A 22,605-nucleotide genomic window follows, 5' to 3' on the forward strand; every position below is an offset into this window, starting at 1 on the left:
GACGGGCGGGTGGGTGCCTGCTCGAAGGCCGCCGGCCCCGGAGATCGCACACCGCCCTCGGAGGGCAGCCCAGGGGCTGCGAAGACCGCGGCAGACCCCATTTCCAGCGACCCCGACACCCCCGATTTTGATGCGTCGCACGCCCGCCCGAAACACAGTGTCCACTCGCTTCGCCGCTGGGCTCCTCTCGGAGCACGTACACGGCCAGCCAGGCCAACTGGGCTCTGACAGCAGAGCTTCACGCAGACCGGGCGGGTGGATACCGCCCCACGCAGTCCTCTCGGTCCCGGTCCCGATGTCCCCGACTGCCTCCCGCCCGACCGGTGGGCCCGCACCGCCGTCGGTCTCGCCGCCGCAGCGGAGTGGACCGCCGCCCCGGACCGCCCTGCGGCCGCGCCGAGCTCCGGCCGGCGTCCGCGCGGGGCCGGTCCCGCGGACCCCGGTACCGACCCCACCGCGCCCGGACCGCGCCGTAGGGTCGGGTTCAGCCCGTGCCGATATGGCGTGCGCGGGCGAGGCCCGGCGCCCAGGAGGTCCACCCTCTGGAGGCAGTACCGCCGGGCCGCCCAAACCTCCTGACGGCCCCTCTGCCTGGCTCCGGGCCCCTCCTGGTTCGGCGAGGCGCGGGAAGCGTTCAGACCGCCATCCAGGCCCTCTCCTTCGTGTCGGCTTGCCGTCCCACCTGTAGAAGGATCCCGTCTGTGACCATCGACGCCGCCCTGCACGACGCCCTCCAGGACGCGTTCACCCGCCCGGCCCCGAAGTCCGCCGGCGCCCAGGTGCGCTACCTCGTACGCCAGCACGGCGGCACCCGCGCCGTCGCGGCCCTCCTCGGGGTCTCCCAGCGCACCGTGGAGCGCTACGTCCGCGACCAGATCAAGCGGCCCCGCGCCGGGCTCGCCGCCCGCATGTCCGCCGAGGTCCGCCGCCGCTGGCAGCCGCAGGTCCGCGCCCACGCCCGCAAGGCCGCCTCGACCTCCGAGGGCCTGATGATCGATGTCCGTGCGCGGTTCGGGTTCACCGCCGCCCCGGGCAGTACCGACGACGCCCGTATGCGTCACCTCACCCTCGCCCTCCCGCCCCACCACGCCGCCCGCCTCCTCGACGCCCAGACCGCCGGCGCCACCGACCGCGAGCTCCAGCAGGCCACCGCCGACGTACTCGGCGAGGTCTACTTCCGCGACGGCGGACAGCGCGCCCCCGGCCTGGACGTCGAGCTGACCGACATCGAGCGCATCGCCTTCGAGTTGTAGACCAGCCCCCCGCCGCGCAGTGGCCGTGCGGCCGGCATGAGCCGAGGCACGATAGCTGTCACACCGGCAGGGTTGTTGTCACCGACGATGCAGTGTGATTGTGCGCTTCAGCTTTCGAGCTGTCCTGTCGCGTTGAAGCTGTCGGATTCTCAGTGTGTCGCGCGCTGAGCGACGACGTTTGCCCCGTACGTGGGGTTTGATCTCATTTTCCTGGTCTGGTTCTCGCGGTACCTGTCACGGCCGTTTCGGCAGGTACGCCGAGCCGGGGGTGGCGATGGATCTCGGTCTGGTCGATGTCGAGTGGCTGATGCTGATGCTGAGGGTGGCGGGCTGCGGAGGTCCGTGCTGGAGGCGGTGTCCCGGGTTCGGTTCGAGTCGGTGCTCCCGGTGCGGCGGTTAACGTCGTACCGCGGGCAGCGGCACTTCACGGGCTGGTACTGGCGCGATGACTCGCTGCCATGCCGCCTCGAAGTCACCCCGGCCGATCTCCATAGCCAGATACTGCGGATCATGAAGATCGAACGGCGCGTTGAACGGCCAGTCCTCGACACTCGTCCTGACCGCACCACCGTCGGGACCGATCTCCACCTGCCGCAACCGCCGTCCGTCCGGCCCGAGCTCCATCAAGAAGACCTCTCCGTCCTCGAACTCCGGCCGGCGCAGGTAGACGCGGTCCCGTCTCACCAGGACGGCGAATCCGGGCTGACCACGCTGGGCATCCCTCTTCACGCGGAAGCTGGACAGCGGATTCGGATCCGGAGCGTCAAGATGGACCTCCTCCAAGTCCCATGTCTCGGCACGTCTCACGGCGTCCGGGTTCCTGATCACCTCAACTTCGGCGCAGGCACTGACGATCTCCTCGGCAGAGTCCGCCCACACCCACCGCCACAGACCGCCCATGCCGTAGTCATGAAGGACCAGATAGCGCGTCTTCCCGACTTCATCCAGTTGGCTCACAGCCCGTGAGCCCACGTTGCGCCACGACCAGGCCAGAGGTTCCTCCCGGCGGTCCTATGGGGAGTCGGCTCGCATCGCCCGGCTTCCGCAGAAGCCGGATGCACTGAGAATCCCGAGCCGAGCGTTCTCACTCGACGTGGCGGCCCTCCAGCTGGAAACAAGATCCACAGACAAGCTGAATGCGACAGGACACAGGTCATGCCGCCACTCGGACTGCCCGGCCGACGCTCAGGTCGGGCAGAATACCGAAGGCAAGGCCGCTGATGCGGCGCCGATGGTGACCAGGAACAGGCCGGTGGCCTCCCACTGCAATCCGCCGACCTTCGTCTCACGGATGGCAGCCCGCAGCGCCTCGCTGGCGACGTCTCCCTCGTCGTGGTCGCCGCGATTCTCGCCCGCTGACCCCCCTTGCTCTCTCGCCTCAGGAGTTTCGCATGACGGCATCACGGTGGCGCACCGCCCGATACACGCCCTGGTGTGCATGAACGTGGCCGGACGTGTCAGGGTGAGCGGCCATGAGTACATCGAGCGCCTTGCCGGTCCTGCGGACCGCCGACCTTCCGACCGTCCACCGGGCCGCGCGACGCCTGCTGGACCTCGTTACTCCCCTGGAGGACTACGTGGTCACCGCGGAGATCCGGGAGCTGCCCCTGGCGGAGGCGCAGGCCATGGCGGCCTCTCTCCCCGGGGCAGTGGTGAGCGCGGTCGATCACTACGGGACCGTGGCGAACGACGAGATCAAGCGCGGTATCGCGGCGGGAGATCTGTGGGTGAGGACGTCCCTGCTCCCCGTGTCGTTCTGCCTGGAGACCCGGCCGGCCAGGTTGGTCGAGGAGACGTTCATCCGTCTGGTCGGCTCCAGGACCGGGTATCTCGAATGGGACTTTTTTGCCTGGCCCGCCGTCGCGGAGCTCGGCCTGCGGGAACGCGACAAGGACGCCCGCGTCCAGATCGCCATCAACAGCCAGGACATCTACCAGGAGATTCCCTCCACGGATCACACGCTCTTCATCCACCTTCGCGAAGGCGACATGGAGCGGGGCGAATGGCTGGCCCGGCAGATCGACCTGCGGCCGGAGGGACCGGTACAGCACGGCTACTAACCGTTGTTGCCGAAGGGCACGAAGGCGGGCCGGCCGCCTGTCTGATCTCGGCGGCGGTTGATCGACGGTGTACGGTTTCGGTCCGTACCGGTGTGCCGTGGCGGGACGCGCCCGTCGAGTACGGGCCGTGGGGCCGGGTCTACGACTTGTTCCGCCGGTCGCAGCGGACCGGAACCTGGCACCGGATCATGACCCGGCTGCAGTCCTTGGCCGACGTGAAGGATGCGATCACGTGGGACCTGAGCGTCGACTCCACGGTCTGTCGTGCTCATCAGCACGCGGCTGGGGCCCGCAAGAAGGGGGGCCTGCAGAAGGAACCGCCGGGCGATGTCTCCACCGAGCCCGATGATCACGGACCGGGCCGCTCACGCGGCGGGTTCACCACCAAGTTGCACCTGGCCGTGGAGCAGGGCCAGAAGCCCATGGCGATCGTGATCACGGCCGGGCAGCGCGGGGACTCGCCGCAGTTCGAACCCGTGCTCAACAAGGTCCGAGTGCCCCGCATCGGGCCGGGTCGGCCGCGCGTCCGGCCCGATCGGGTGCGGGGTGATAAGACGTACGCCTCCCGCAAGAACAACGCCTACCTGCGGCGCCGCGGCATCCGCTGCACCGTCCCGGACAAGGCCGACCAAGCACGCAACCGCCGAAAGCTCGGCCCCCAGGGCGGCCGACCGCCGCACTTCGATCCGGTCGACTACCGCGAACGTCACGCGGTCGAGTGCGGGATCAACCGCCTCAAGAGGAACCGCGCCGTCGCCACGCGATACGACAAGCTCGCGGTCTGCTACGAGGCGACCGTCCTCGTCGCGGCCATCAACGAGTGGCTGTGATCCTTAGCCATCACGCGGTGGGATCCACGTTCCACATCGCCGGCAGATCGCTGCCGCAGAAGACACACGCAGAAGACACAGACGAAGTCGTCCTCGCGCACGATGTTGTGCTCCTGGCAGTCGGGGCACCGCCGGAACACCACCTCGTGGGTGAAGGCGGAGGGTCGCCCAAGTTCTACGTCGTCCAGAGCGTGAGCGACTGCCGGCCAGGAGGTCACGTCCGGGCAGTATCCGGTGGACTGGTTGCTGACCTCTCCCACGGTCCACCAGCGTGCCTCACGCGTGAAGCTGATTTCGCCGGCACTGAGAACCATGCCCCCACCAGCGCAGGCCACGTGCCCGCTTCGCCGCGGCGCCAGCCGAAGCACACCGTCCGTGGCGACCACGAAGGTGAACGGTTCGGTCAGCTCTGCTGCCGATCGCTCAGTGATCCAACCGTCGAAGTCAGCCGCCGAGCGGATCGGGCACCCGCCGCTGCCAGGCCGGACCGCAGCCTTCAGCTCCACCGGCCCGACGTATCGGTAACTCCGCCCCCGCGCACTCACAGCAGCCAACCTAAAGCACTTCCGACACACGCCCTAGTCGGCGGCTGAGCATGATGACTGGCCCGCCGATGGCGGAAGGTTCGCCCTGAGCAGGGGGTTTCCGGATTTCGGCATGTGCCGGGCGGTGTTCTGGACGTCTGGCAGGCGGCTGTCGGGGCGGTCAGGGAAGGCATGATCGAGTCTCTGGAAATTTCGACGCTGGGGGTGTGGTGTGGGGGACTGGCGGACTGACCCGACGTTCGCGATGTGCCGTGCGCTGGTGGACGGAGCGGATCTCGCCTCGTTCGTGGGAGGCGCGTTCGATGTCCGGGCGGTGGTGGCCGGCATCCGGCCCGAGACCAAGCGCGCCTTCCTCCTCGACGCCGTCCCGTGGAGGAACTTCCCCCACGGGGACCGTGCCCGGGAGGCCGCTCATCGGCTGCACACCGGCGACACCTCCGCTCGCCGCGCGACGGGCGTGCTTGGCGGTCTGTGTGCCAACGACAGCCGGGCGGCAGCAGCCCTCGCCGTACCGTTCCTCATCCCCATCGCCACCGATGTCCATCACCCACACCGTGCCGACGCCCTCGGCGTACTCTCCGCCCCGGCCCGCGCCCGGCACTTCGGCATCGCCTCCCGCGATGAACTCCTTGTGCACCGCACCGATCCGCGGCGCCACGCTCCCGACGACTACGACGACTACGGCGTCGAGGTGACCGGCTACCCCGCAGGCTGGTCGGTCGCCGCCGCCCGCGCTGCGATCACTGCCGAAACCCCCGTACTCCTGCCCCTTCTCGACGACCCCGACCCCACCCTCCGCATCGATGCCGCCTACGCTCTGGCCACCGCCGCCGACCCCGACCACACGGTCCGAACCGCCTTCGCCACCAGGCTCGCCAAGGAGTGTGACGCCTTGGTCAGCGCCGCCCTGCTCCTTGCCGCCGCCGAGACCAGCCGGGCCGACCCCCACCCGCCGACCGCCTTGTGGATCCGTGAGCGGTGGCAAGACCGGACACTGGCCCCCGAAACCCGCCTGGCCGCAGCGATCGGCTGGCTCTGCCTCACCGACGTACCGGTCCCCGAGGACCTCCGCCACACTTTCGACATCCTCGCCACCGACGTACGCGCACAAGCCATGGACGCCCTGCCGTGGATGGCCGCCGCCGCGGGATCCGGTGAACCGGGGCTCCTGTGCTGCGTTCGCCGCATGCTCCACCTCGAAGAACCCGAACCGGACGACGCCCCCTGGGCCAGCCTGCTCTGAGCGACGAGTGACCAATCGCGGCGTCCGGTCATGACGCTCACACGACGGTCAGTCTCGTAGGCACGGCGTCCGCCCGCCCGTAGGCGAGCACTTGGGCAAGGATCTCGCGGAACCGGGCCACGTCCTCGGTCGGCGCCTCCAGGACGGCCTCGATCTCGCCGTTGTCCAGCCGGAGGCTCTCCAGTGCCTCGGGATCCAGCGAGATACGAAGGACGTTGCCGTCCAGGATGGCTTCGCGCACGCACCCGTAGGCCGTGCCCTGGCCGGCGGTGACGAGACAGTGCGTGTCCATTCCCAGCGCGACCTCCTGCTCGTCGGGCTCTTCCTCCCCCGCCGTGAACATCAGGATGAAGCCGCTGCCGTCCTCGCCTTCCGCGAGGGCGGCCTCGGTGAAGTAGCCGTCAGGATCGATTTCCGTGGTGGCGACGCGAGCGGTGAATCTGTACGTCATGACGAGGTTGTATCAAGGCGGTCAGACAGGTTGCCCAGTACATGCGTCAGCGTCATCACACCCAAGGCGGGGCCAGTCCACACCGTTCCTCGACACGCGTCCCTGCCCCTGGCCTTCTGGTCGCGCACGCCCAGACTGAGCCTTTTCCAACCCCATGTTGAGGTGTGGTGGAGGACGAGGACGGCCTTCACGATGTCGGTGATCCGGTTGGTGCCGCAGCGGAGCTTCCGGAGGAGGCGCCAGCCCTTCAGCGCGGCCATGGCCTGCTCGCCGACGCACCGGATCTGGGCATGGCTGCTGTTGTGCCGTCGCTTCCACCGCTTGAGCCGGCGACCCCGGAAAGGGACCCGGATGAGCCGGTCGGCGCCTTGGTGGGCCTTGTCCGCCCAGCACTTCAGTCCCGCGCCGGCAAGCGCGTCGACGATGCCGTGATTTCGCGCAGCGGTCAGGTCGTGAGTGGAGCCGGGCAGGACTGGTGATGCCCAGAGCAGTCGGCCGAACGGGTCGGTGAGGACCTGCGCATTCATGCCGTGGCGCTTGTGTTTCCCGGACCATGTGGTCGAAATCGACCCTGTGCCCCCGAGCCGGGCGGTTGCCTGCTCCGGTCCGAGCGGGGTGTCGGTGGCGGCCAGGTCCGCCAGGCCCTCGCGCCGGCAGACCTCCGCGACCTGGTAGGGATGGTGCAGGTTCGCGCTCAGGTCGACCAGGAGGCCCTGGTCGACGAACCGCCGCACCACGAATGTCGTCACGTTCGCCGGCTCGCCGTGAACAGTCCGGCTCAGGGTGCCGAGCGCGTAGGCGACCCGGTCGACCCCTGCGCTGCCGCCGACGCGTCTGCGGCGCTCCGCGCGAGGCGGTGCCCCCGCACGACGCTGGAGGGATCAGACGTCCGATGCCCCCTGATCCCCGCCGGTCTCACCGAGCCCGGCCCCTCGAACACTGCCCGGCAGGGCATCGGCACGTGCGCGGAACGAAGCCCGGGGCCGCCGCGAAGGTGGTGGGCTCGGGTGCTTCAGCTTTGAGGGGGCCGGCCGTTGCGTCGCTCGTGGCGGCGGCCGGCCACGCCAACGGCCACCATGGTGGAGAAGAGAACTCCCGTCACCACGTAGCCCACGAGGGTGTCGGTGGTGACCAGCACGATCAGGACGGGGATCAGCGTAAGCGTTCCGATTCTGGACATGGCGAGGGCGTCCATGCGCAGGACGAGTCGCATGAATCGTGAGGGTGTCGCGTCGGTCATGGTTCTTCCTGTGTGGTGAGGGGGCCGACCGGCTTCGGTCAGTCGGCCCCCTGTGGTGACGCTAGCGAGTCATCGCTCGCGTTGAGCAGTCAGGGTCGCGGATTATCGTGACGTGCTCATCGGATCCATCTGGTGCCGAATCCCCAGTGGACGTTGACCTTGCGTCGGTGTTTGCCCCAGCTCTTCTCGCGCCGGAAGGAGTCGATCCAGCGCTTGGGGCTCTGCGGGGCGCCGCGCAGCCGGTATCGGCTCCATACTCCTCCGCCGAAGGCGGTCGCCGCGCCGAATGCCATCCGCTTGTAGTAGCCGGAGCGGGTGCGCTTGGAGTTGGCGATGCGGTAGTTGGCCGCGCCGCCGGTTGCACCGATGGCTGCACCGATGATCAGGCCGCCGGCGCCCGCGCAGATACCCGCAGTCGCGGCGATGCAGGCCCCGCCGACGATGGTGAAACCGAAGGCCGCGACTCCGCCGTAGACCTTGCGGTACTTGCGGACGTGCTTGCCGAAGCGGCTCTTCTTGAACTTGTTCCACCCCTTCTTGCACCAGCCGCAGCTCCACCTTCCGTCGAGGTCGTAGGAGTTCAGCGGGTCGGCGTTGACGTAGTCGTAGGCGTTGGCGCTGCCGCCGTAGACGGGGTCGAGGGAGAGGAAGCGTCCGGTGGTGGGGTTGTAGAGGCGGACGCCCATGAGGGTGAGGCCGGTGAGGGTCTCGCTGGAGCGCTGCTTGCCGCCGAGCCAGTTGTAGCGGCTGGCGGGCTGGCCGGTGCGGGGGTTGCCGTACTCGTCGCTGTCCAGGACCAGGGGGGCTTCGGCCGTGTCCAGCGGGAGCTGGAGGGCGATGTCGCCGTGGATGTTGGTCAGCTGCAGGACGGTGCCGCTCGTGTTGCCGGTGGTGGCGGCGAGGTCGCCCGAGGCGGAGTCGACGTTGCGGGTGATGCTGCCGTCGCTGGGATTTTCGGTGATCCAGCGGGGGTTGTCGCCGTCGCTGTCGAAGTGGTTGACCTTGGCCGCAGTCTGCGTCCAGGTGCCGTCGGTGTTCTCTTCGACGGTCCAGGAGCGGAAGCGCAGACCGGCGTCGAGCTGCCAGGTCTGGCGCTGGTTGCCGGCGGTCTGCTGGTGGACCAGGTCGTTGGCGTAGAAGCCGATCTGGGTACCGGGCAGTGCGGTGGTGCGACCGAAGGCGTCGTAGACGTAGCCGGTGTCGGTGATGCGGTCGGCGCTGTCGTAGGTGTGGGTGGTGGTGGTCCCTCCGGAGACGGGACAGGTCGCTCCGGCCGCGCCTTCAGCCGTGGTGAGGCCGATTCGGTTGGTGCGCTGGTCGAAACTGTAGGTACGGGTGGTGCACGTCTCGCCGACGGTGTCCTTCACCTGGCCAAGGCGGCCGACGGCGTCGTAGGCGTATTCCTGACCGGACCAGCCGGAGTGGCGGATGACCTGGCCGTGGACGGATTCCTCGACGGTGTCGGAGTAAACGACCTGGCCGTCGCTGTCACGGGTGTAGACCCGGGACAGAGTGGCGCCGGTGGTGTCCTCTTCGACGGTGAGGGTGTAGCCCCCGGGAAGCTTTTCCGAGGTCACGGAGCCATCGGCGTCGTAGCGGGCTTCGAAGTCGCCGGCGATGGAGTCGGTCGTCTTCGTGGCCAGACCACGCGGGTCCACAGCCGTGTCATAGGTGTAGGTGACCGTGGACGGTGCCGAGTCGGTCGTCTTGACCGGGCGGTTGAGCAGGTCGTATTCGGTTGTGGTGACCCCGCCGTCGGCGTCGGTGTAGGAGACCTGGCGGCCGAGCTTGTCGTACTCCTTGGTGATCGTTCCGCCGGTCGGGGAGGTCGTCTTGACCACCTGGCCGGTGGCCGGGTCGTACTCGAGCGTGGTCTCGGGGACGGCCTGGCCCGCCCCGCCGGTCATGAGGGTTCGAGTCGGCCTGCCGGCAGCGTCAAAGGTGCTGGTGGTGGTGCGAGTGACACCGTTGGCGGTTTCGATGAGCTTTGCTACGTTGCCCCACCAGTCGTACTCGGTGGTGGTCACGGGCAGCTCCGGCGGGTTGGTGCCGCCGCCAGTGATCGGACCGCCCGGGCCGGTGGAGCAGACCTGGTCGGCCCACTCGGGACGTCCAGCGCAGGCACCAGTGCCGGTAGCGGACCAGTAGGTGGTCACGCGGGTGCCCGCGTCGGTCCCTGTCGCACCAGGCAGGAGCTGCTTGGTCACGCGGCCTTGAGCGTCGTACTCGGTGGTGTCGGTGATCGCGAGGCCGGCCGGGTCCTTGACCGTCTTGACGGGCAGGCCCTTGACCCAGTCGTACACGGTCTGGGTGACGCGCGGGTCTGCCATGGCGGTGGTGCCTCGGACCTGGGCACCGGTGGTGACCTTGGTGATCTGGTCCTCGGCCTTTGCCGTGCCGTCGGTGGGGCGGCCGGCGTCGTATTCGTTGACCGTCCAGGACCGGGCCACGGACGACTCGCCGTTCACCATGACACGGCTTAGCGGTCCGAGTTCCTCCAGCTCACGCTGGCCCTTGGCATCGAAGACCGACGTGGTGCTGAGGAGGTCGGCTCGGTCCGCAGAGGGCAGGTCGTTGATGCCGAGGTCGACGAGGGTGGCCAGGTCGTCTGCGGTTCCGCCGAGCGCGAGGGCACGGTTTCCGGCTGTGAGTTCGCGGACGGTATTGCCGAACTGGTCATACTCAGTGGTAGAGATGTGGCCACCCGGCGCAGCGGTGTTGACCTCGCGTCCGGAGGCGTTGGCGTAGGTGACCGTCGCGCGGCGGTAGTCCGCGGCGACCAGGCCGTCACCGGAGTGGGCGGCGGGGACGGCGTCCGCAGGGAAGACGGCGGTTGCGTCGGAGGGCGCGTCGGTCTGACCCCACGTCTGCACGTCCGCGGCGCTCATGGCGTACGGGGCCCCCGAGCCGCTGAGCGGAACGTCGTAGACGACGGATGTAGAGGCGGTGCCTGACTCGACGTCCTTGGTGCCCTGCTGGAGACCGGCACGGCCGGCCTTGAGGAGCATCCCGTCACCGGCGGTGGCGGCATTGCCGGCCTTGCCGTAGGTGAACGACCACGGCAGCTGCCCGGCAGGGGTGAGGCTGGTGACGCGGCCTGCCGCGTCGTAGGTGTACTGCGTCTTCAGAGCCGGCGTGATCAGCGGATTGTACGTCTCGCGAAGTCGCCCCGCGACGTCGTACACGTACTTCTGCACCGTCTTCGTACTTGCGGTGGCCGCGCCCGGCTCGGTCGACCAGCCGCGGATCTCCTTCACCTGGCCGGCGAAGTCACCGAAAACGCCGCTGGTGGCGGTCGTGGCAGTGGCGTAGACGAACTCCAGCGCCCGGCAGCCCTTCGTGGCAGGCGTCGCCGTGCACGTCGTGGCCGAGGCGGCCGAGGTCGGGGAAATGACCAGCTTCGGGCGGGCCAGCTTCTTGCCGTCCGTCGCGGTCACGGTCTCGGAGATCACCGTGGTCGTCGACTGGGCCAGGCCGTCCATGGAGCTGGAGGCAACCTGCCAGGTGGTGGCTGCGGCATCCTGCCTGGTGAAGACAGTGAGGGTGCCCTCGGTGTCCTTCAGTGTGAACGAGCCGGTCAGAGAACCGGTCAGTGTCAGGTCCTCCGCTCCCGGTTCGGGCTTCCACCCGCCACCGGTGGTGGCAGTGAAACCGAGTTCCTCGCCGTCGACGTCGACCAGCGCGACCGATGTGGCGGAGGTCTTCTTCACGTATGCCCAGTCGGACTCGGTGATCTCCGCGACGGTGCCGGAGGTCCACTGCGGACCGAAGATCGCCGCTTGCCCCTCCTGCTTCGCGCCCGCGTCCGCCTGGCGCGACGACGCTGTACGCGACACCGACAACCCGTGAAGCGAGACATCCGTTGCGGACAGGGTGTAGTCGCCCGTCAGCAGGTTCACCGAACCCGGACCCGCCTCCTCGGAAGGCGCGGTGCCGGCGTTGCGGTCGACCGTGATGTCGTTGGCAGGCGAGTACGCGGTGGTGGTGCCGTCGGTGAAGGCGGCACGCACCTCGATCGGGCCGTCCTCGGCCAGGCTGTCGGTGATGTTCCAGGTCAGGCCGGCGGGCTTGCCGTTCGTCACCGGGACCGGCCACGACGACACCGTCTCCGTCCCCTTGCGGACATCGGCGACCGGGACGTTCTTCCAGGTGTCGGTCTCGCCACGCCGGTACTGGTACGTCACACCGGTGTAGGAGGTCTGGCCTTCAGCCGACAGAGCCACACGCCGCGCCGGACGCTCGCCCTGCCCGGGAGTGAGGAGGGCGGCTCCGGAACCGGCGTAGAAGACGTAGCCGGTCTCCGCGGAGACGTTGCCTGCCGCGTCCACGGTCCGCGCGGTGACCGTGTGCTTGCCCGCGGCGAAGGACAGGGTCTTGGTGACGGTCGCACCGGTGGTGGCGGCGGACTGCCAGGCCCCGGCGTCCAGCCTGTACTGCACCTCGACCACGTCGCCGGCCGGGGGCTTGAAGGAGAACGCGCCGGTGAACTTGCCGTCGGCGCCCGGGGTGCCGGACCAGGTGCTGGCCGGGAAGTCGCCGGAGGTGGTGGTGCTGGTGGCGGGCTTGGTGGTGTCGACGGTGAAGTACACCGACGGCGTCCAGTTCGACCAGGCGCTGCCGTCGGAGGCGCGGCCCTTGAACCAGTAGGTGCGGCCGTTGACCAGCTTGCCGGCGGGCACCGTGTAGGAGACCGTCTTGTTCGTGACCGGGGAGAGCGTGCCCGGGTCCTGGACCAGCAGGTTGGTGGTGCCTTCCCACAGTTCCCACTTGGTGCGCAGGGTCGTGGTCTCGGCGTCGGTGACGGCGTACTTCAGGGCGGGCGTGGTCGTGGTGACCCAGTTCTTGCCGCCGTGGGCACGGCCCGGAGTGGCGGACATCGGGTTTCCGGCGACCGGGATCGTGTTGTACGTGACGGACACGTACGGGGTGTTCGAGGCGGCGTTGCCGGAGTTGAACCGCTTCCACGAGTACGGGTCGGACTCGTTGGTGGCCTTGATGCCCATGGAGTTGGACGTGTTGCCGTTGGCGGCCCAGGCGGTGGCGAGGTTCTTGATGTCCTGCGAGACCCAGCCGTCCGCGCATCCGGACGAGAAGCCCTTCGTCGCCGTCGAGGTCGCCCACTTGTTGGTGAAGCCGGGCTTGTTGGTCCACCGGGTGGCGGTCGAGGCGTGCGGGGTGTCCCATACCTCCCAGCTCGAGGGCGTGCAGGACCAGGAGTGGTGGTTCCACAGGTTCAGCTTCGCGCTCAGGATCTGCTTGCCCGTGATCTGCGCCATCGGGAAGTGCAGGTACGAGCGCGCGACCTGCCCGGAGCCGTTGTTGCCGAGCTTCAGCTCGGTCGACGCCGACATGTCGGCGGTGTAGCCCTCCTGCACGAACGTGTCGAAGCTCGCCCCGATGTTCACGGCCGGGTCCACCGTCACCGGGAACCTCGTCGCCGGGTCGTCCAGGAACGCCGCGTCGGGCGTCAGCGTCAGATCGATCGCGCCGCCCTTCTGGGTCACCTTCAGCCCGACGTCCGCGCGGCGGGTGTGCTCACCGGACTTCTCGTCGACCGAGGCGTCCCACATCTCCGGCGCCGGCAGCACACCGACCCGCTTGCCGGTCTTGGCGTCCAGGAAGGTCACCGACCGGTCGGCGTTCTGACGGGCCTCGATTCCCTCGGCGTTCAGCGTGAGCGTCACCGAGCCGTTCGCGTCGACCGCGCTGCGGTCCTTCAGCTCCAGGAACTGCTCGAATCCCGTACGCGTCGACTCGACGATCAGGTCCGTCGCCGTCAGCACGTTCGCGTACCGCGCCGTCGTCCCCGACAGTGCGGGCTCGGGCAGCGCACCGCGCCACGAAAGACCCAGCGACCGGCCCCCACCGGCGTCCAGGGAGACCAGCGGCACCGGAGCGGTACGGGCCTCGCCCGCGGCGCCCGACGCCCGCACCTTCGCCGCCGTCCTGGCGGGGGTCCTTCCTCCCAGCTTCAGCCCGAGAGGGTGGTCCTTCGCGACGATCGAACCGTCCGGAGACTTTGTCAGGTCGACGTCGATGTTCCGCCACACGCCCGTGGCGCCGTCCCGGAATCGGACCGGTCCCGACGCGGAGTCCGTCGTCACCGTCCCGTCGGGGTTCGCCCACGTCGTGGTCGACTCCGTGCGCTCGGACAGCGCCTCCACCCGCTTGCCCGACAGGCGGGCCGCGACCGTCGCCGACGCCAGATCGGCCGCCTCGGTCGGGTGAGGCGTGTCGGCGGTGGCCGGTGCCCGCTTGTCGGAGGGCATCGCGACGGCGAGTCCGCTGTCCAGGACCAGAGCCATCTCGAAGGCGAGTACGGCGGCGGTGCCGAGCGCCACCTGCTGCAGCGTCCTCCGCGTCAGCAATCTCCTCCCTCGCCGATCGGGTGCGGATATGCGGTCATCCATACTCAAAATTCCTCCCCTTGAGTGTCGCTGTAGCGACTAGCGGATGATCATATTCCGATTTTGATCATGCTCGGTGACGGGTGACGGGTGACGGGTGACGGGTGACGGGTGACGGGAGGGGTGCAGGGGCGCGGGCGGTGCGGACGCGGGTGCGCGGTGCCGACGGGCTCGTGGAGCGAACGCCCTGGTGGAGGGCGTGACGCGGGGGTTCCGTCCGCCGTGGACGGTCAGCGGGTGAGGTGGAATTCGTTGCCGGCGGGGTCGGTGTGCTCACCCGGCAGGCCGTCACGTGCGGTGACCTCCAGGCGCAGACGGTTCCGGCCGGCCCCGGGCGCCGCGGGCGGGCCCATCACCAGGGAGACCGTGGCGACCGGGTCACGGCGCAACCGGACGCCCCCGTCGTGGCGTTCGGCGGAGTGCCAGGCGGACCGGGACTCCCAGAAGGCCGACTGGACACCGAGCTCCTCCTCCGCCACGTCGAGGCAGATCGCGACGAGACCGGCGTCGGCGAGCACCCCGGGGTGGCCCGGCCGCAGGACGCAGAACTCGTTGCCCTCCGGGTCGGCCAGCACGTCCCACGGGACGTCCCCCTGGCCGATGTCGGCCCGTGTGGCGCCGAGGTCCAGCAGGCGGTCCACCTCCGAGCGCCAGTCCGGCCCTCCGGCCAGGTCCAGGTGGAGGCGGTTCTTGACCGGTGCCTTCGGTTCCCGCTCGGGCACGCACCGCAGGCGGAGCCCATCCGTCAGGTCGCGCGTCGCGCTCCGCCAGAAGGCGTCCATGCGGGCGACGTCCGCCGCGTCGATCACGATCCCGGTCAGCATCCCGGTCGGCATCCCGGTCCCCTCGACGGTCGGTCCTCGGTGGTGTCGCCCGTCCATGATGGCCGTCGGCGTCCGCGCGCGGGCGGGAAAGCGCCCGGAGCGCGATCAGCCCGGCCGCGGTCTCCCGGAGCCCGCAGGCGTCCAGGCGGAAGGGGCGCAGGTGCTCCTCGAAGCCGGCGTGCGGCCAGGCACGCCCGGCGGCGCGGGCGTGTTCGGCGGCGGTGGCGACGGGCCGGGCGCCCACCCCTCGCGCCGGCGCACCGGTTCCGTGCCCGGGAAGCCCGTGGCCCCGGCGATGAGAGCGCTCGTCATGCCGGCCCGGCGTAGGGGAACCGCGCGGATCGGGCCGCCCGCGAGCGGGCTCTGATGCTTCAAGAGCGTTTCTGTGCAGAGGTGTTGACTTACGTACTGGTCAGTACCGATGATCGCGGCCATGGCAGCCACCACGGTCCCCCTTCCCCAGTTCCCGCCCGGTTTCCTGTGGGGCGTCTCCACCGCCGCCCATCAGATCGAGGGCGACGTCGCGGGGCGCGCGCGCTCGGTGTGGGACGCGTTCAGCGGGGAGCCCGGGCGGATCAGGGACGGCTCCACGGCGGACGTGGCCTGCGACCACGTGGCCCGCTACCGCGAGGACGTGGCGCTCATGCGCGACCTCGGCGTGGACGCGTACCGGTTCTCGATCTCCTGGCCGCGCGTGCTCGCCCCGGGCGGACTCGACTTCTACGACCGGCTGGTCGACGAGCTGTGCGCGCAGGGGGTGCGGCCGGTGCCGACGCTCTTCCACTGGGACCTGCCGCTGCGGATCGAGGAGGCGGGCGGCTGGCTGGAGCGTGACACCGCCGCCCGGTTCGCCGCCCACGCGGCCGTCGTCGCGGAGCGGCTCGGCGACCGCGTCACCCGGTGGATCACCCTCAACGAGCCCGCCGAGCACACCCTGCTCGGCCACGCGCTCGGCCGGCACGCGCCCGGCAGGAAGCTGCTCTTCGACGCGCTGCCGGTGGCCCACCACCAGCTCCTCGCGCACGGGCTCGCGGCGGGGGCCCTGCGCGCCGCGGGCGCCACCGACATCGGCATCGCCAACTCCCACGGCCCGACGTGGCCCGCCTCGGCCGAACCGGCCGACACGGAGGCCGCCGACCTGTACGACATCCTCCTCAACCGGCTCTTCTCCGACCCGCTGCTGCTCGGCCGCTACCCGGACGGGTTCGGCGAGCTCATGCCGGGCGGCGACGTGGACGCCGACCTCAAGGTGATCTCCGAGGGCACCCTCGACTGGTACGGGATCAACTTCTACCAGCCGACCAGGGTGGGCGCGCCCCGCGCCGAGGACGTGGAGTTCTCCGGTTTCACCCTCCCCTCCGAACTTCCCTTCTCGGTAAGGGAGATCGAGGGGTACCCGGTCACGGACTTCGGCTGGCCCGTCGTCCCGGAGGCGCTCACCGAACTCCTCGTCTCCTTCCGCGACCGCTACGGCGACCGGCTGCCTCCCGTCGTGATCACCGAGAACGGCTGCGCGTACGAGGGCCTCGACGACCAGGCGCGGATCGCCTACCACGACGGGCACCTGAGGGCGCTGCACCGGGCGTCGGAGGCGGGCGTCGACGTCCGCGGCTACTTCGTCTGGTCGCTCATGGACAACTTCGAGTGGGCCGAGGGCTACACCAAGCGGTTCGGACTCGTGCACGTCGACTACGCCACCCAGACGCGCACCCCGAAGGCCTCGTACGCCTGGCTGCGGGACGCGCTGCGGGCGCAGCGGGCATGACCGCCCTCGCCCTGGAGGAACCGGCCGAACGGGTCGGCCGCGGCTGGACGGCCGCCCTGTCGCTGGCCAACGGCGCGATCTGGGTGGGCTGGTACGGGCCGCTGCAGATCCTGCTCGCCCAGCAGGCCGAACGGTTCGCCCCCGGCACCGGACTGTCGAAGGAGTCGCTGCTCGCCTGGGTGACCGGGGTCGGCGCGGTGGTCTCGCTGGCGGCGAACCCGCTGGCCGGAGCGCTGTCGGACCGCACCACGTCCCGGTTCGGGCGGCGCACGCCGTGGATCGTGGCCGGGGCCGCGGGCGGCGCGCTGTCCCTGCTGCTCCTCGGGACCGCGGACGCCGTCTGGGTCCTCTTCGCCGGCTGGTGCCTGGTCCAGCTGACCCTCAACGCGGCCTTCGCCGCGGTCACCGCCGCCGTCCCGGACCGGGTGCCGCGCGCGCAACGCGGCGTCGTGGGCGGCTGGCTGGGCGCGGCGCAGATCCTCGGCGTGGTCGCCGGGACGGGCCTCGCGACGGCGGCCGGCGGCATCGGGGCGGGGTACCTGGCCTGTGCCGTCTTCACGCTGGTGGGCATCGCCCCGTACGTGCTCCGCCACCCGGACCTGCGGCTCGCCGCGGCCGACCGGCCCGCCTGGTCCCGGCGGGGCTTCGCGGCCGGCTTCTGGCTGAGTCCCCGCGCCCACCCCGATCTGGCCTGGGCCTGGCTGACCCGCTTCCTGATCAACCTGAGCAACGCGCTCGTGCTGCTCTACCTCTTCTACTACCTGCGCGACCGGCTGCACCACGCGGACCCCGGGACCGGCGTGCTGGTCCTGACGGCGGTGAACGGCGTGACCCTGCTCGCCACGGTCGTGGCCGGCGGGATCTGGTCGGACCGGATCGGACGGCGCAAACCGTTCGTGCTGTGGTCGGGCGTCCTGATGGCCGCGGCGACGGCGATGCTCGCGGGGTGGCAGACGTGGAACGGGGCGCTCGTCGCCGCCGCCCTGCTCGGCATCGGCTTCGGCGTCTTCACCTCCGTCGACTTCGCCCTCATGACGGACGTCCTGCCGACGGCGCAGGACCGGGGCAAGGACCTCGGCGTCGTCAACGTCGCCAACGCACTGCCCCAGGTCGCGGCCCCCGCCCTCGCCGCCCCGCTCGTCAACCACCTCGGCGGCTACCGCGCGCTGTACCTGGTCGCCGCCGCCCTCGGCCTGCTCGGGGCGCTGCTGGTGCGGCGCATCAAGGGCGTGGAGTGACCGAGGCCCCGGACGAGGGGTGCGGGCGGACGTGCAGGTGCCCGTCGAGGGGGAAGTCCGGCGGCGACGACGGCAGGATGCCCTCGAAGGCGTAGCCGCACTTCAGGGCCGTGCGGCAGGACGCCTCGTTGTCGACCTGGTGGAGGAGTTCGATGCGCTCCAGGCCCCCGGGCCCGAAGGCCGCGAAGGCCCAGTCGGTGACGGCCTCCAGAGCCCGGGAGGCGACGCCCCGGCCGCGCGCCGGGGCCGCCGTCCAGTAGCCGACCTCCGCGGTCGGTCCGCCGGGCGTCCGCCGCTTGAGGACGGCGTTGCCGACCAGCCGCGGCGCCTCCGCCGGCCCGCCCGCCCCGGAGGCGCCACCGGACTCCAGGACGGCGAAGCCGAAGCGGACGCCGGTGGCGCGGTTGCGCTCCTGGGTGCGCAGCCAGTCGAGCGCGTCGCCCTCGTCCTCCACCGCGAAGCCCGTCGACCGGCGGATGCCGGGGTCGCGGTACGCCTCCAGGAGCGCGGTGGCGTCCGCCGGGGACCAGGGGCGGAGGACGAGGGCGGGGGCGGTCGGCGTCGCGGGCGCGCCGAGCGTGGCGGAGACGATCATCGTCCGATCGTACGGGCGGGAGCGTGCGGCGCGGGGGCGTTCCGGCGGGTCCGGGGCGGGCCGGGGAGGCGGACCGTCACGGTGAGGCCGCCGGCCGGGCGGGGGAGCAGGGCGAGGGTGCCGCCGTGCGCCCGGACGATGCTGTGCACGAGGGCGAGGCCCAGGCCGACCCCGGCGTGCTCGTCGGTGCGGGCGCGTTCCGTCGCGCGCTGGAACGGTTCGGTGAGCGTCGGCACGAGCTCCGGGGCGAGCCGGGGGCCGGTGTTCTCGACCCGTACGACGCTCGCCCCGTCCTCCGTGCCGGTGTGCACGGTCACCGTGCCCCCGGACGGCAGGTTGTGGACCACCGCGTTCTGGACGAGGTTCGTCACCATCCGCAGCAGCAGCTCCCCGGAGCCGCTGGTCCCCGCCGCCGTCCCCGTGACGTCGAGCCCTATCCCGCGCCGCTCGGCGAGGGGCAGCAGCGTCTCGGCGGCCTCCTCGGCGAGGAGGGAGAGGTCGACGTCCTCCCGGGCGGTGAGGCCGCGGTCGCTGCGGCCGAGCAGCAGCAGCGCCTCGGTGAGGCCGATCGCCCGCGCGTTGACGGTCCGCAGGCGGGCGAGCAGCTCCTCGCGGTCCCGCGCGGGATCCTCGCGGGCGACGTCCAGCAGCGCCTGGGAGATCGCCAGCGGAGTGCGCAGCTCGTGCGAGGCGTTCGCGGCGAAGCGGCGCTGCCCGTCGACGTGCGACTCCAGCCGCTCCAGCATCGTGTCGAACGCGTCGGCCAGCTCCCGGAACTCGTCCTCGCGGCCCTCCATCCGGATCCGGTGCGCCAGCGACCCGGTGCCCGCCGTCCGGGCCGCCGCCGTGATCCGGGTCAGCGGCGCGAGCATCCGCCCGGCCAGGAGCCACCCCCCGACCAGGCCGAACACCAGCAGGAACCCCATCGCGACCGCGGCGGCGGGGGCGAAGGTGCGCACCAGGAGGTAGCGGTTCGGCGAGATCCCGAGCAGGCCCTGCGGATGGTCGGGGACGTAGCGCAGCAGGTAGCCCCACACCACCGCCAGCAGCAGCGCACCGGCCACGGTCAGGAAGCCAGCGTAGCTCAGGGCCAGCTTCATCCGGGCGCTGAGCCCGCGACGCCTAGGCACCGGCGTCTCCGGCGGGGCCGGCGGCTTCCGAGGCTCGGACGGCTTCCGCGGTTCGGACGGTCCCGGCGGCTTCAGCGGCCCCGAGGGCTCCTCCGGCGCCGGCGGGTGCCGGGCCGCCACCGGGCGGTCCGGGCGTGTCGATGCGGTAGCCGACGCCCGGCACCGTGGCGATGATCCACGGCTCGCCGAGCCGCTTGCGCAGCGCGGAGACGGTGATGCGGACGGCGTTGGTGAACGGGTCCGCGTGCGCGTCCCAGGCCCGCTCCAGCAGTTCCTCCGCGCCGACGACCCCGCCCTCGGCCGCGACCAGGACGTCGAGCACCGCGAACTGCTTGCGGGTGAGGGCGACGTACCGCCCGTCGCGGAAGACCTCCCTGCGGAAGGGGTCCACGCGCAGCCCCGCCAGCTCGCGGACCGGCGGCCGCGCGTACGCCCGCCTGCGGTCGAGCGCCCGCAGGCGCAGCACGAGCTCCCGCAGCTCGAAGGGTTTGGTCAGATAGTCGTCGGCGCCGAGCGCGAACCCGGACTCCTTGTCGTCGATCCGGTCGGCGGCCGTGAGCATCAGGATCGGGATGCCGCTGCCGGACGCGACGATCCGCCGCGCGACCTCGTCGCCGGAGGGCCCGGGGACGTCGCGGTCGAGGACGGCGAGGTCGTAGGAGTGGACGGCGAGCAGGGCCAGGGCGGAGTCGCCGTCCCCGGCGATGTCGGCGGCGATCGCCTCCAGCCGGAGGCCGTCACGGACGGCCTCCGCCAGATACGGCTCGTCCTCCACGATCAGTACGCGCATCCCCGCAGCCTAGGCAGTCCGGTCCGGCGCCGGCGCAGGGGCCGGGGCGCGCCACCAGCGGCGCGACGCGAGCCCGGCCAGCAGGGCCCCGGTGGCGTTGACCAGGACGTCGTCCACGGACGACACCCGGTCGAGCCGGAGCGCGTACTGCGCCGTCTCGACCAGGACCGAACAGCCCGCCCCGAGCACCAGCAGCCGCGCCGGGGACGCGAGCGCCGCCCACCGCACCGGGGCGAAGAACCCGAGCGCCGCGAAGACCAGCAGGTTCCCGCCGAGACCCAGCGGCCCCATCGTGACCAGGTCCCGCAGCGGCACCAGGGTCACCCGGCCGGGCACGACGCCCGCGCCCGGGCCCGGCATCATCGTCATCCACACCCACGGCGCCGTCCCGTGGACCATGCCCACCTCGGCCAGCGACAGCCGCCACGCGTCCGGAGCCCCGGCGGCCCGCCTGCGGCGCGCCAGGACCCATGCGACCAGCAGCGACAGCGGCACCGTGAGCAGCGTCATCAGCACCACGCCGTTGAAGGTGCCCAGGCAGTGGTCCCACCGCCCGGCCAGGCACGCCGGGGCCGACATCATGAGCGGCCGCCGCAGGGCGAGGAGGGCGCCCGCGGCGGCGAGCAGGAGCAGGCCGGGGAGCAGGAGCGCGCGGGCTCGGGGGAGCCGTACGGCCGGGGAGGCGTCGTCGTTCATGGCGCCATGGATACCGGGCGGGGTGTCGCGCGGGCGTATGCGTTTTCCGATACGCCCGCGATACGCGGCCCGGCGCGTCAGCGCAGGCGGCGGGCGCGCAGGACGACGTCGTGGGTGTGGTGGGCGCCGGCGCCGCCGTCGGGGACGACGCGGGGCCGCTCCTCGTCGACCTCGATCCGCCAGTCGTCGCCGAGGAGCGCGGCGACCATCGAGGGCCAGACGTAGTCGGCCGGGTCGAAGCCGCCGGCCTGCCCGGCGTGGGGCTCGTCCATGCCCGCGTGGTGGACGAGCAGCAGCACGCCGCCGGGGGCGACCGCGTCGAGCAGGGCCCGCTCGGCCGCGCCCTCGGGGGTGCGGAGCAGGGCCGGGTACTGCGCGGAGACCAGGTCGAAGGAGGCGGGCGGGAGCGCGGCCTCGGCCAGCCCGGCGTGCACCCAGCGGACGTCCGCCCCGGCGTCCCGCGCGTGGGCGGCGGCCCGGCCCAGTGCCACGCCCGAGACCTCCAGGGCGGTCACGTCCCAGCCGGCCCGGGCGAGCCAGATGGCGTCCGCGCCCTCGCCGCAGCCGACGTCGAGCACGCGCCCCGGGGCGAGGCCGGCGACCTCCGCGACGAGCGCCCCGTTGGGCTGCCCGCTCCAGAGCCGCTGCCGCTCGGCGTAGCGGCCGTCCCATTCGTCCCGCACGGCGGGATCGCCGACGTAGCCGTCGGTGAAGGAAGGGCCCGTGGAGGAGGCGGAGGAGGAACCGGCGGGGGAACCGTCGGTGGGAAGGACTTCGGTTGCGATGTCGTCGGCCATGCGCCCACCGTGGCGCAGCGCGGCCCGACGGGCCAGCGCTGTTGCCGAAACGGCAAACGCCGGACGGTACGCGGCAAGCGGACGGTACGCGGCAAGCGTCCGACGCCGGGCGCCGGGCGCCGGACGGCAGTCGGGGGCAGGGGCAGGGGGCGGGAAGCAGGGGACGGGGCGGGGGCCGGCCGGGCGGTTCACTGCGGGGCGGGCGGCTCCAGGCGGCCGAGCCAGGTCGTGAGGAGCCCCTCCAGCGACTCGGCCTCGGCGGGCGTGAGCAGGCCGAGGAGCTGGTGCTCGTTGCGCATGTGGTCGGTGAAGGCGCGGTCGATCAGCTCGCGTCCGGGGCGGGTCAGGGCCACGATGCGGCCCCGCTGGTCGTCGTCCGCGCGTCGGCGGGTGACCAGGCCGGCGCGCTCCAGACGGTCGATCCGCTTGGTCATGGCGCCCGTGGTGACCATGGTGTGCGCGGCCAGTTCGCCCGGCGCGCGCTCGTAGGGCGCGCCGGCCCGGCGCAGGGCGCACAGCACGTCGAACTCGCCCTCGCCGAGTCCGTACCGGTCGTACACCAGGTGCAGCTCCGCGGTGAGGCGGTCGGCCAGCCGGTGCAGCCGTCCGATGACGCCCTGGGGGGTGACGTCGAGGTCGGGGCGTTCGCGGCGCCAGTCGGTCTGGATGCGGGCCACGCGGTCCGGTGTCGGCGGGGGCTGGTCGTCCATGGCCGACAGCATAGCTTCCCGGGAAGCTATA

16 protein-coding genes and 3 pseudogenes are annotated in these 22,605 nt (G+C 71.5%); 6 read left to right on the top strand and 13 right to left on the bottom strand.

Annotated elements, in window-relative coordinates:
• The first annotated feature begins 701 nt into the window (after positions 1-701).
• Positions 702-1,253: a telomere-protecting terminal protein Tpg gene (gene tpg, locus IE287_RS16820; RefSeq protein WP_189849876.1), complete on the top strand. Its 552-nt coding sequence runs from the start codon at positions 702-704 to the stop codon at positions 1,251-1,253.
• 396 nt (positions 1,254-1,649) lie between these two features.
• Here the strand turns inward: tpg and IE287_RS16825 are convergent, their stop codons facing one another.
• A complete protein-coding gene (locus IE287_RS16825) occupies positions 1,650-2,210 on the bottom strand; it encodes a hypothetical protein (protein ID WP_229883527.1) in 561 nt (186 codons plus the stop codon).
• A gap of 515 nt (positions 2,211-2,725) precedes the next feature.
• Between IE287_RS16825 and IE287_RS16830 the strand changes: the two genes are divergently transcribed.
• Both IE287_RS16830 and IE287_RS16835 read left to right on the top strand, forming a co-directional pair.
• Positions 2,726-3,313, top strand: coding sequence for a hypothetical protein (locus IE287_RS16830; RefSeq protein WP_189849877.1), 588 nt, complete (start codon positions 2,726-2,728; stop codon positions 3,311-3,313).
• Positions 3,314-3,316: 3 nt separating this feature from the next.
• Positions 3,317-4,143 (top strand): annotated as a pseudogene (locus tag IE287_RS16835) (IS5 family transposase).
• 10 nt (positions 4,144-4,153) lie between these two features.
• On the opposite strand, the pseudogene IE287_RS16840 reads toward IE287_RS16835, so the two are convergent.
• Positions 4,154-4,688 (bottom strand): annotated as a pseudogene (locus IE287_RS16840) (hypothetical protein).
• 211 nt (positions 4,689-4,899) lie between these two features.
• Here IE287_RS16840 and IE287_RS16845 point away from each other — a divergent pair.
• Positions 4,900-5,931, top strand: coding sequence for a hypothetical protein (locus tag IE287_RS16845; protein ID WP_189849878.1), 1,032 nt, complete (start codon positions 4,900-4,902; stop codon positions 5,929-5,931).
• A gap of 37 nt (positions 5,932-5,968) precedes the next feature.
• On the opposite strand, the gene IE287_RS16850 is transcribed toward IE287_RS16845, so the two are convergent.
• From IE287_RS16850 to IE287_RS16875, 5 genes and pseudogenes are all read right to left on the bottom strand, one after another.
• A complete protein-coding gene (locus IE287_RS16850; RefSeq protein ID WP_189849879.1) occupies positions 5,969-6,382 on the bottom strand; it encodes an Imm10 family immunity protein in 414 nt (137 codons plus the stop codon).
• A gap of 155 nt (positions 6,383-6,537) precedes the next feature.
• Positions 6,538-6,936: pseudogene (locus tag IE287_RS16855) on the bottom strand (transposase family protein); the annotation flags it as partial.
• A gap of 458 nt (positions 6,937-7,394) precedes the next feature.
• Complete coding sequence (locus IE287_RS16865; RefSeq protein WP_189849880.1) at positions 7,395-7,622, bottom strand: hypothetical protein; 228 nt, start codon at positions 7,620-7,622, stop codon at positions 7,395-7,397.
• Between the two features lie 116 nt (positions 7,623-7,738).
• A complete protein-coding gene (locus tag IE287_RS16870) occupies positions 7,739-13,990 on the bottom strand; it encodes a DNRLRE domain-containing protein (protein WP_308436870.1) in 6,252 nt (2,083 codons plus the stop codon).
• 269 nt (positions 13,991-14,259) lie between these two features.
• Positions 14,260-14,865: a VOC family protein gene (locus IE287_RS16875; protein ID WP_373307856.1), complete on the bottom strand. Its 606-nt coding sequence runs from the start codon at positions 14,863-14,865 to the stop codon at positions 14,260-14,262.
• Between the two features lie 409 nt (positions 14,866-15,274).
• On the opposite strand from IE287_RS16875, the gene IE287_RS16880 reads away from it, so the two are divergent.
• Together IE287_RS16880 and IE287_RS16885 are read left to right on the top strand one after the other, a co-directional pair.
• Positions 15,275-16,618 carry a GH1 family beta-glucosidase gene (locus IE287_RS16880; protein WP_189849881.1) on the top strand — a complete coding sequence of 448 codons (1,344 nt, stop codon included), beginning with the start codon at positions 15,275-15,277 and terminating at the stop codon, positions 16,616-16,618.
• Positions 16,615-17,856 (top strand): MFS transporter, encoded by a 1,242-nt coding sequence (locus tag IE287_RS16885; protein ID WP_189849882.1) that lies wholly within the window; start codon positions 16,615-16,617, stop codon positions 17,854-17,856. The genes IE287_RS16880 and IE287_RS16885 overlap by 4 nt, the downstream gene beginning before the upstream one ends.
• Here IE287_RS16885 and IE287_RS16890 read toward each other — a convergent pair.
• The 6 genes from IE287_RS16890 to IE287_RS16915 all read right to left on the bottom strand — a co-directional run bounded on the left by IE287_RS16890 (position 17,840) and on the right by IE287_RS16915 (position 22,574).
• Positions 17,840-18,451 carry a GNAT family N-acetyltransferase gene (locus tag IE287_RS16890; protein WP_189849883.1) on the bottom strand — a complete coding sequence of 204 codons (612 nt, stop codon included), beginning with the start codon at positions 18,449-18,451 and terminating at the stop codon, positions 17,840-17,842. The genes IE287_RS16885 and IE287_RS16890 overlap by 17 nt on opposite strands.
• Positions 18,448-19,581, bottom strand: coding sequence for a sensor histidine kinase (locus tag IE287_RS16895; protein ID WP_189849884.1), 1,134 nt, complete (start codon positions 19,579-19,581; stop codon positions 18,448-18,450). The genes IE287_RS16890 and IE287_RS16895 overlap by 4 nt, the downstream gene beginning before the upstream one ends.
• Entirely contained in the window at positions 19,574-20,371 is a 798-nt protein-coding gene (locus tag IE287_RS16900) for a response regulator transcription factor (protein WP_229883529.1), read from the bottom strand. The genes IE287_RS16895 and IE287_RS16900 overlap by 8 nt, the downstream gene beginning before the upstream one ends.
• A gap of 9 nt (positions 20,372-20,380) precedes the next feature.
• Positions 20,381-21,067: a VanZ family protein gene (locus IE287_RS16905; protein WP_189849885.1), complete on the bottom strand. Its 687-nt coding sequence runs from the start codon at positions 21,065-21,067 to the stop codon at positions 20,381-20,383.
• A 77-nt stretch (positions 21,068-21,144) separates the two neighbouring features.
• The gene (locus tag IE287_RS16910; RefSeq protein WP_189849886.1) at positions 21,145-21,864 is read right to left on the bottom strand and encodes a class I SAM-dependent methyltransferase; all 720 of its coding nucleotides are present in this window, start codon (positions 21,862-21,864) and stop codon (positions 21,145-21,147) included.
• Between the two features lie 188 nt (positions 21,865-22,052).
• Positions 22,053-22,574 carry a MarR family winged helix-turn-helix transcriptional regulator gene (locus IE287_RS16915; RefSeq protein ID WP_189849887.1) on the bottom strand — a complete coding sequence of 174 codons (522 nt, stop codon included), beginning with the start codon at positions 22,572-22,574 and terminating at the stop codon, positions 22,053-22,055.
• Positions 22,575-22,605 lie beyond the last annotated feature (31 nt).

It is taken from the genome of Streptomyces omiyaensis (genome assembly GCF_014650895.1).
Taxonomy (GTDB): domain Bacteria; phylum Actinomycetota; class Actinomycetes; order Streptomycetales; family Streptomycetaceae; genus Streptomyces; species Streptomyces omiyaensis.

Bases quoted from the DNA above. Each gene is read 5' to 3' on its own strand.
- IE287_RS16830 (WP_189849877.1), top strand. From the start codon at position 2,726: ATGAGTACATCGAGCGCCTTGCCGGTCCTGCGGACCGCCGACCTTCCG.
- IE287_RS16875 (WP_373307856.1), bottom strand. From the start codon at position 14,865: ATGCCGACCGGGATGCTGACCGGGATCGTGATCGACGCGGCGGACGTC.
- IE287_RS16900 (WP_229883529.1), bottom strand. From the start codon at position 20,371: ATGCGCGTACTGATCGTGGAGGACGAGCCGTATCTGGCGGAGGCCGTC.
- IE287_RS16910 (WP_189849886.1), bottom strand. From the start codon at position 21,864: ATGGCCGACGACATCGCAACCGAAGTCCTTCCCACCGACGGTTCCCCC.
- IE287_RS16880 (WP_189849881.1), top strand. From the start codon at position 15,275: ATGATCGCGGCCATGGCAGCCACCACGGTCCCCCTTCCCCAGTTCCCG.
- IE287_RS16915 (WP_189849887.1), bottom strand. From the start codon at position 22,574: ATGGACGACCAGCCCCCGCCGACACCGGACCGCGTGGCCCGCATCCAG.
- IE287_RS16850 (WP_189849879.1), bottom strand. From the start codon at position 6,382: ATGACGTACAGATTCACCGCTCGCGTCGCCACCACGGAAATCGATCCT.
- IE287_RS16905 (WP_189849885.1), bottom strand. From the start codon at position 21,067: ATGAACGACGACGCCTCCCCGGCCGTACGGCTCCCCCGAGCCCGCGCG.
- IE287_RS16890 (WP_189849883.1), bottom strand. From the start codon at position 18,451: ATGATCGTCTCCGCCACGCTCGGCGCGCCCGCGACGCCGACCGCCCCC.
- IE287_RS16865 (WP_189849880.1), bottom strand. From the start codon at position 7,622: ATGACCGACGCGACACCCTCACGATTCATGCGACTCGTCCTGCGCATG.
- IE287_RS16885 (WP_189849882.1), top strand. From the start codon at position 16,615: ATGACCGCCCTCGCCCTGGAGGAACCGGCCGAACGGGTCGGCCGCGGC.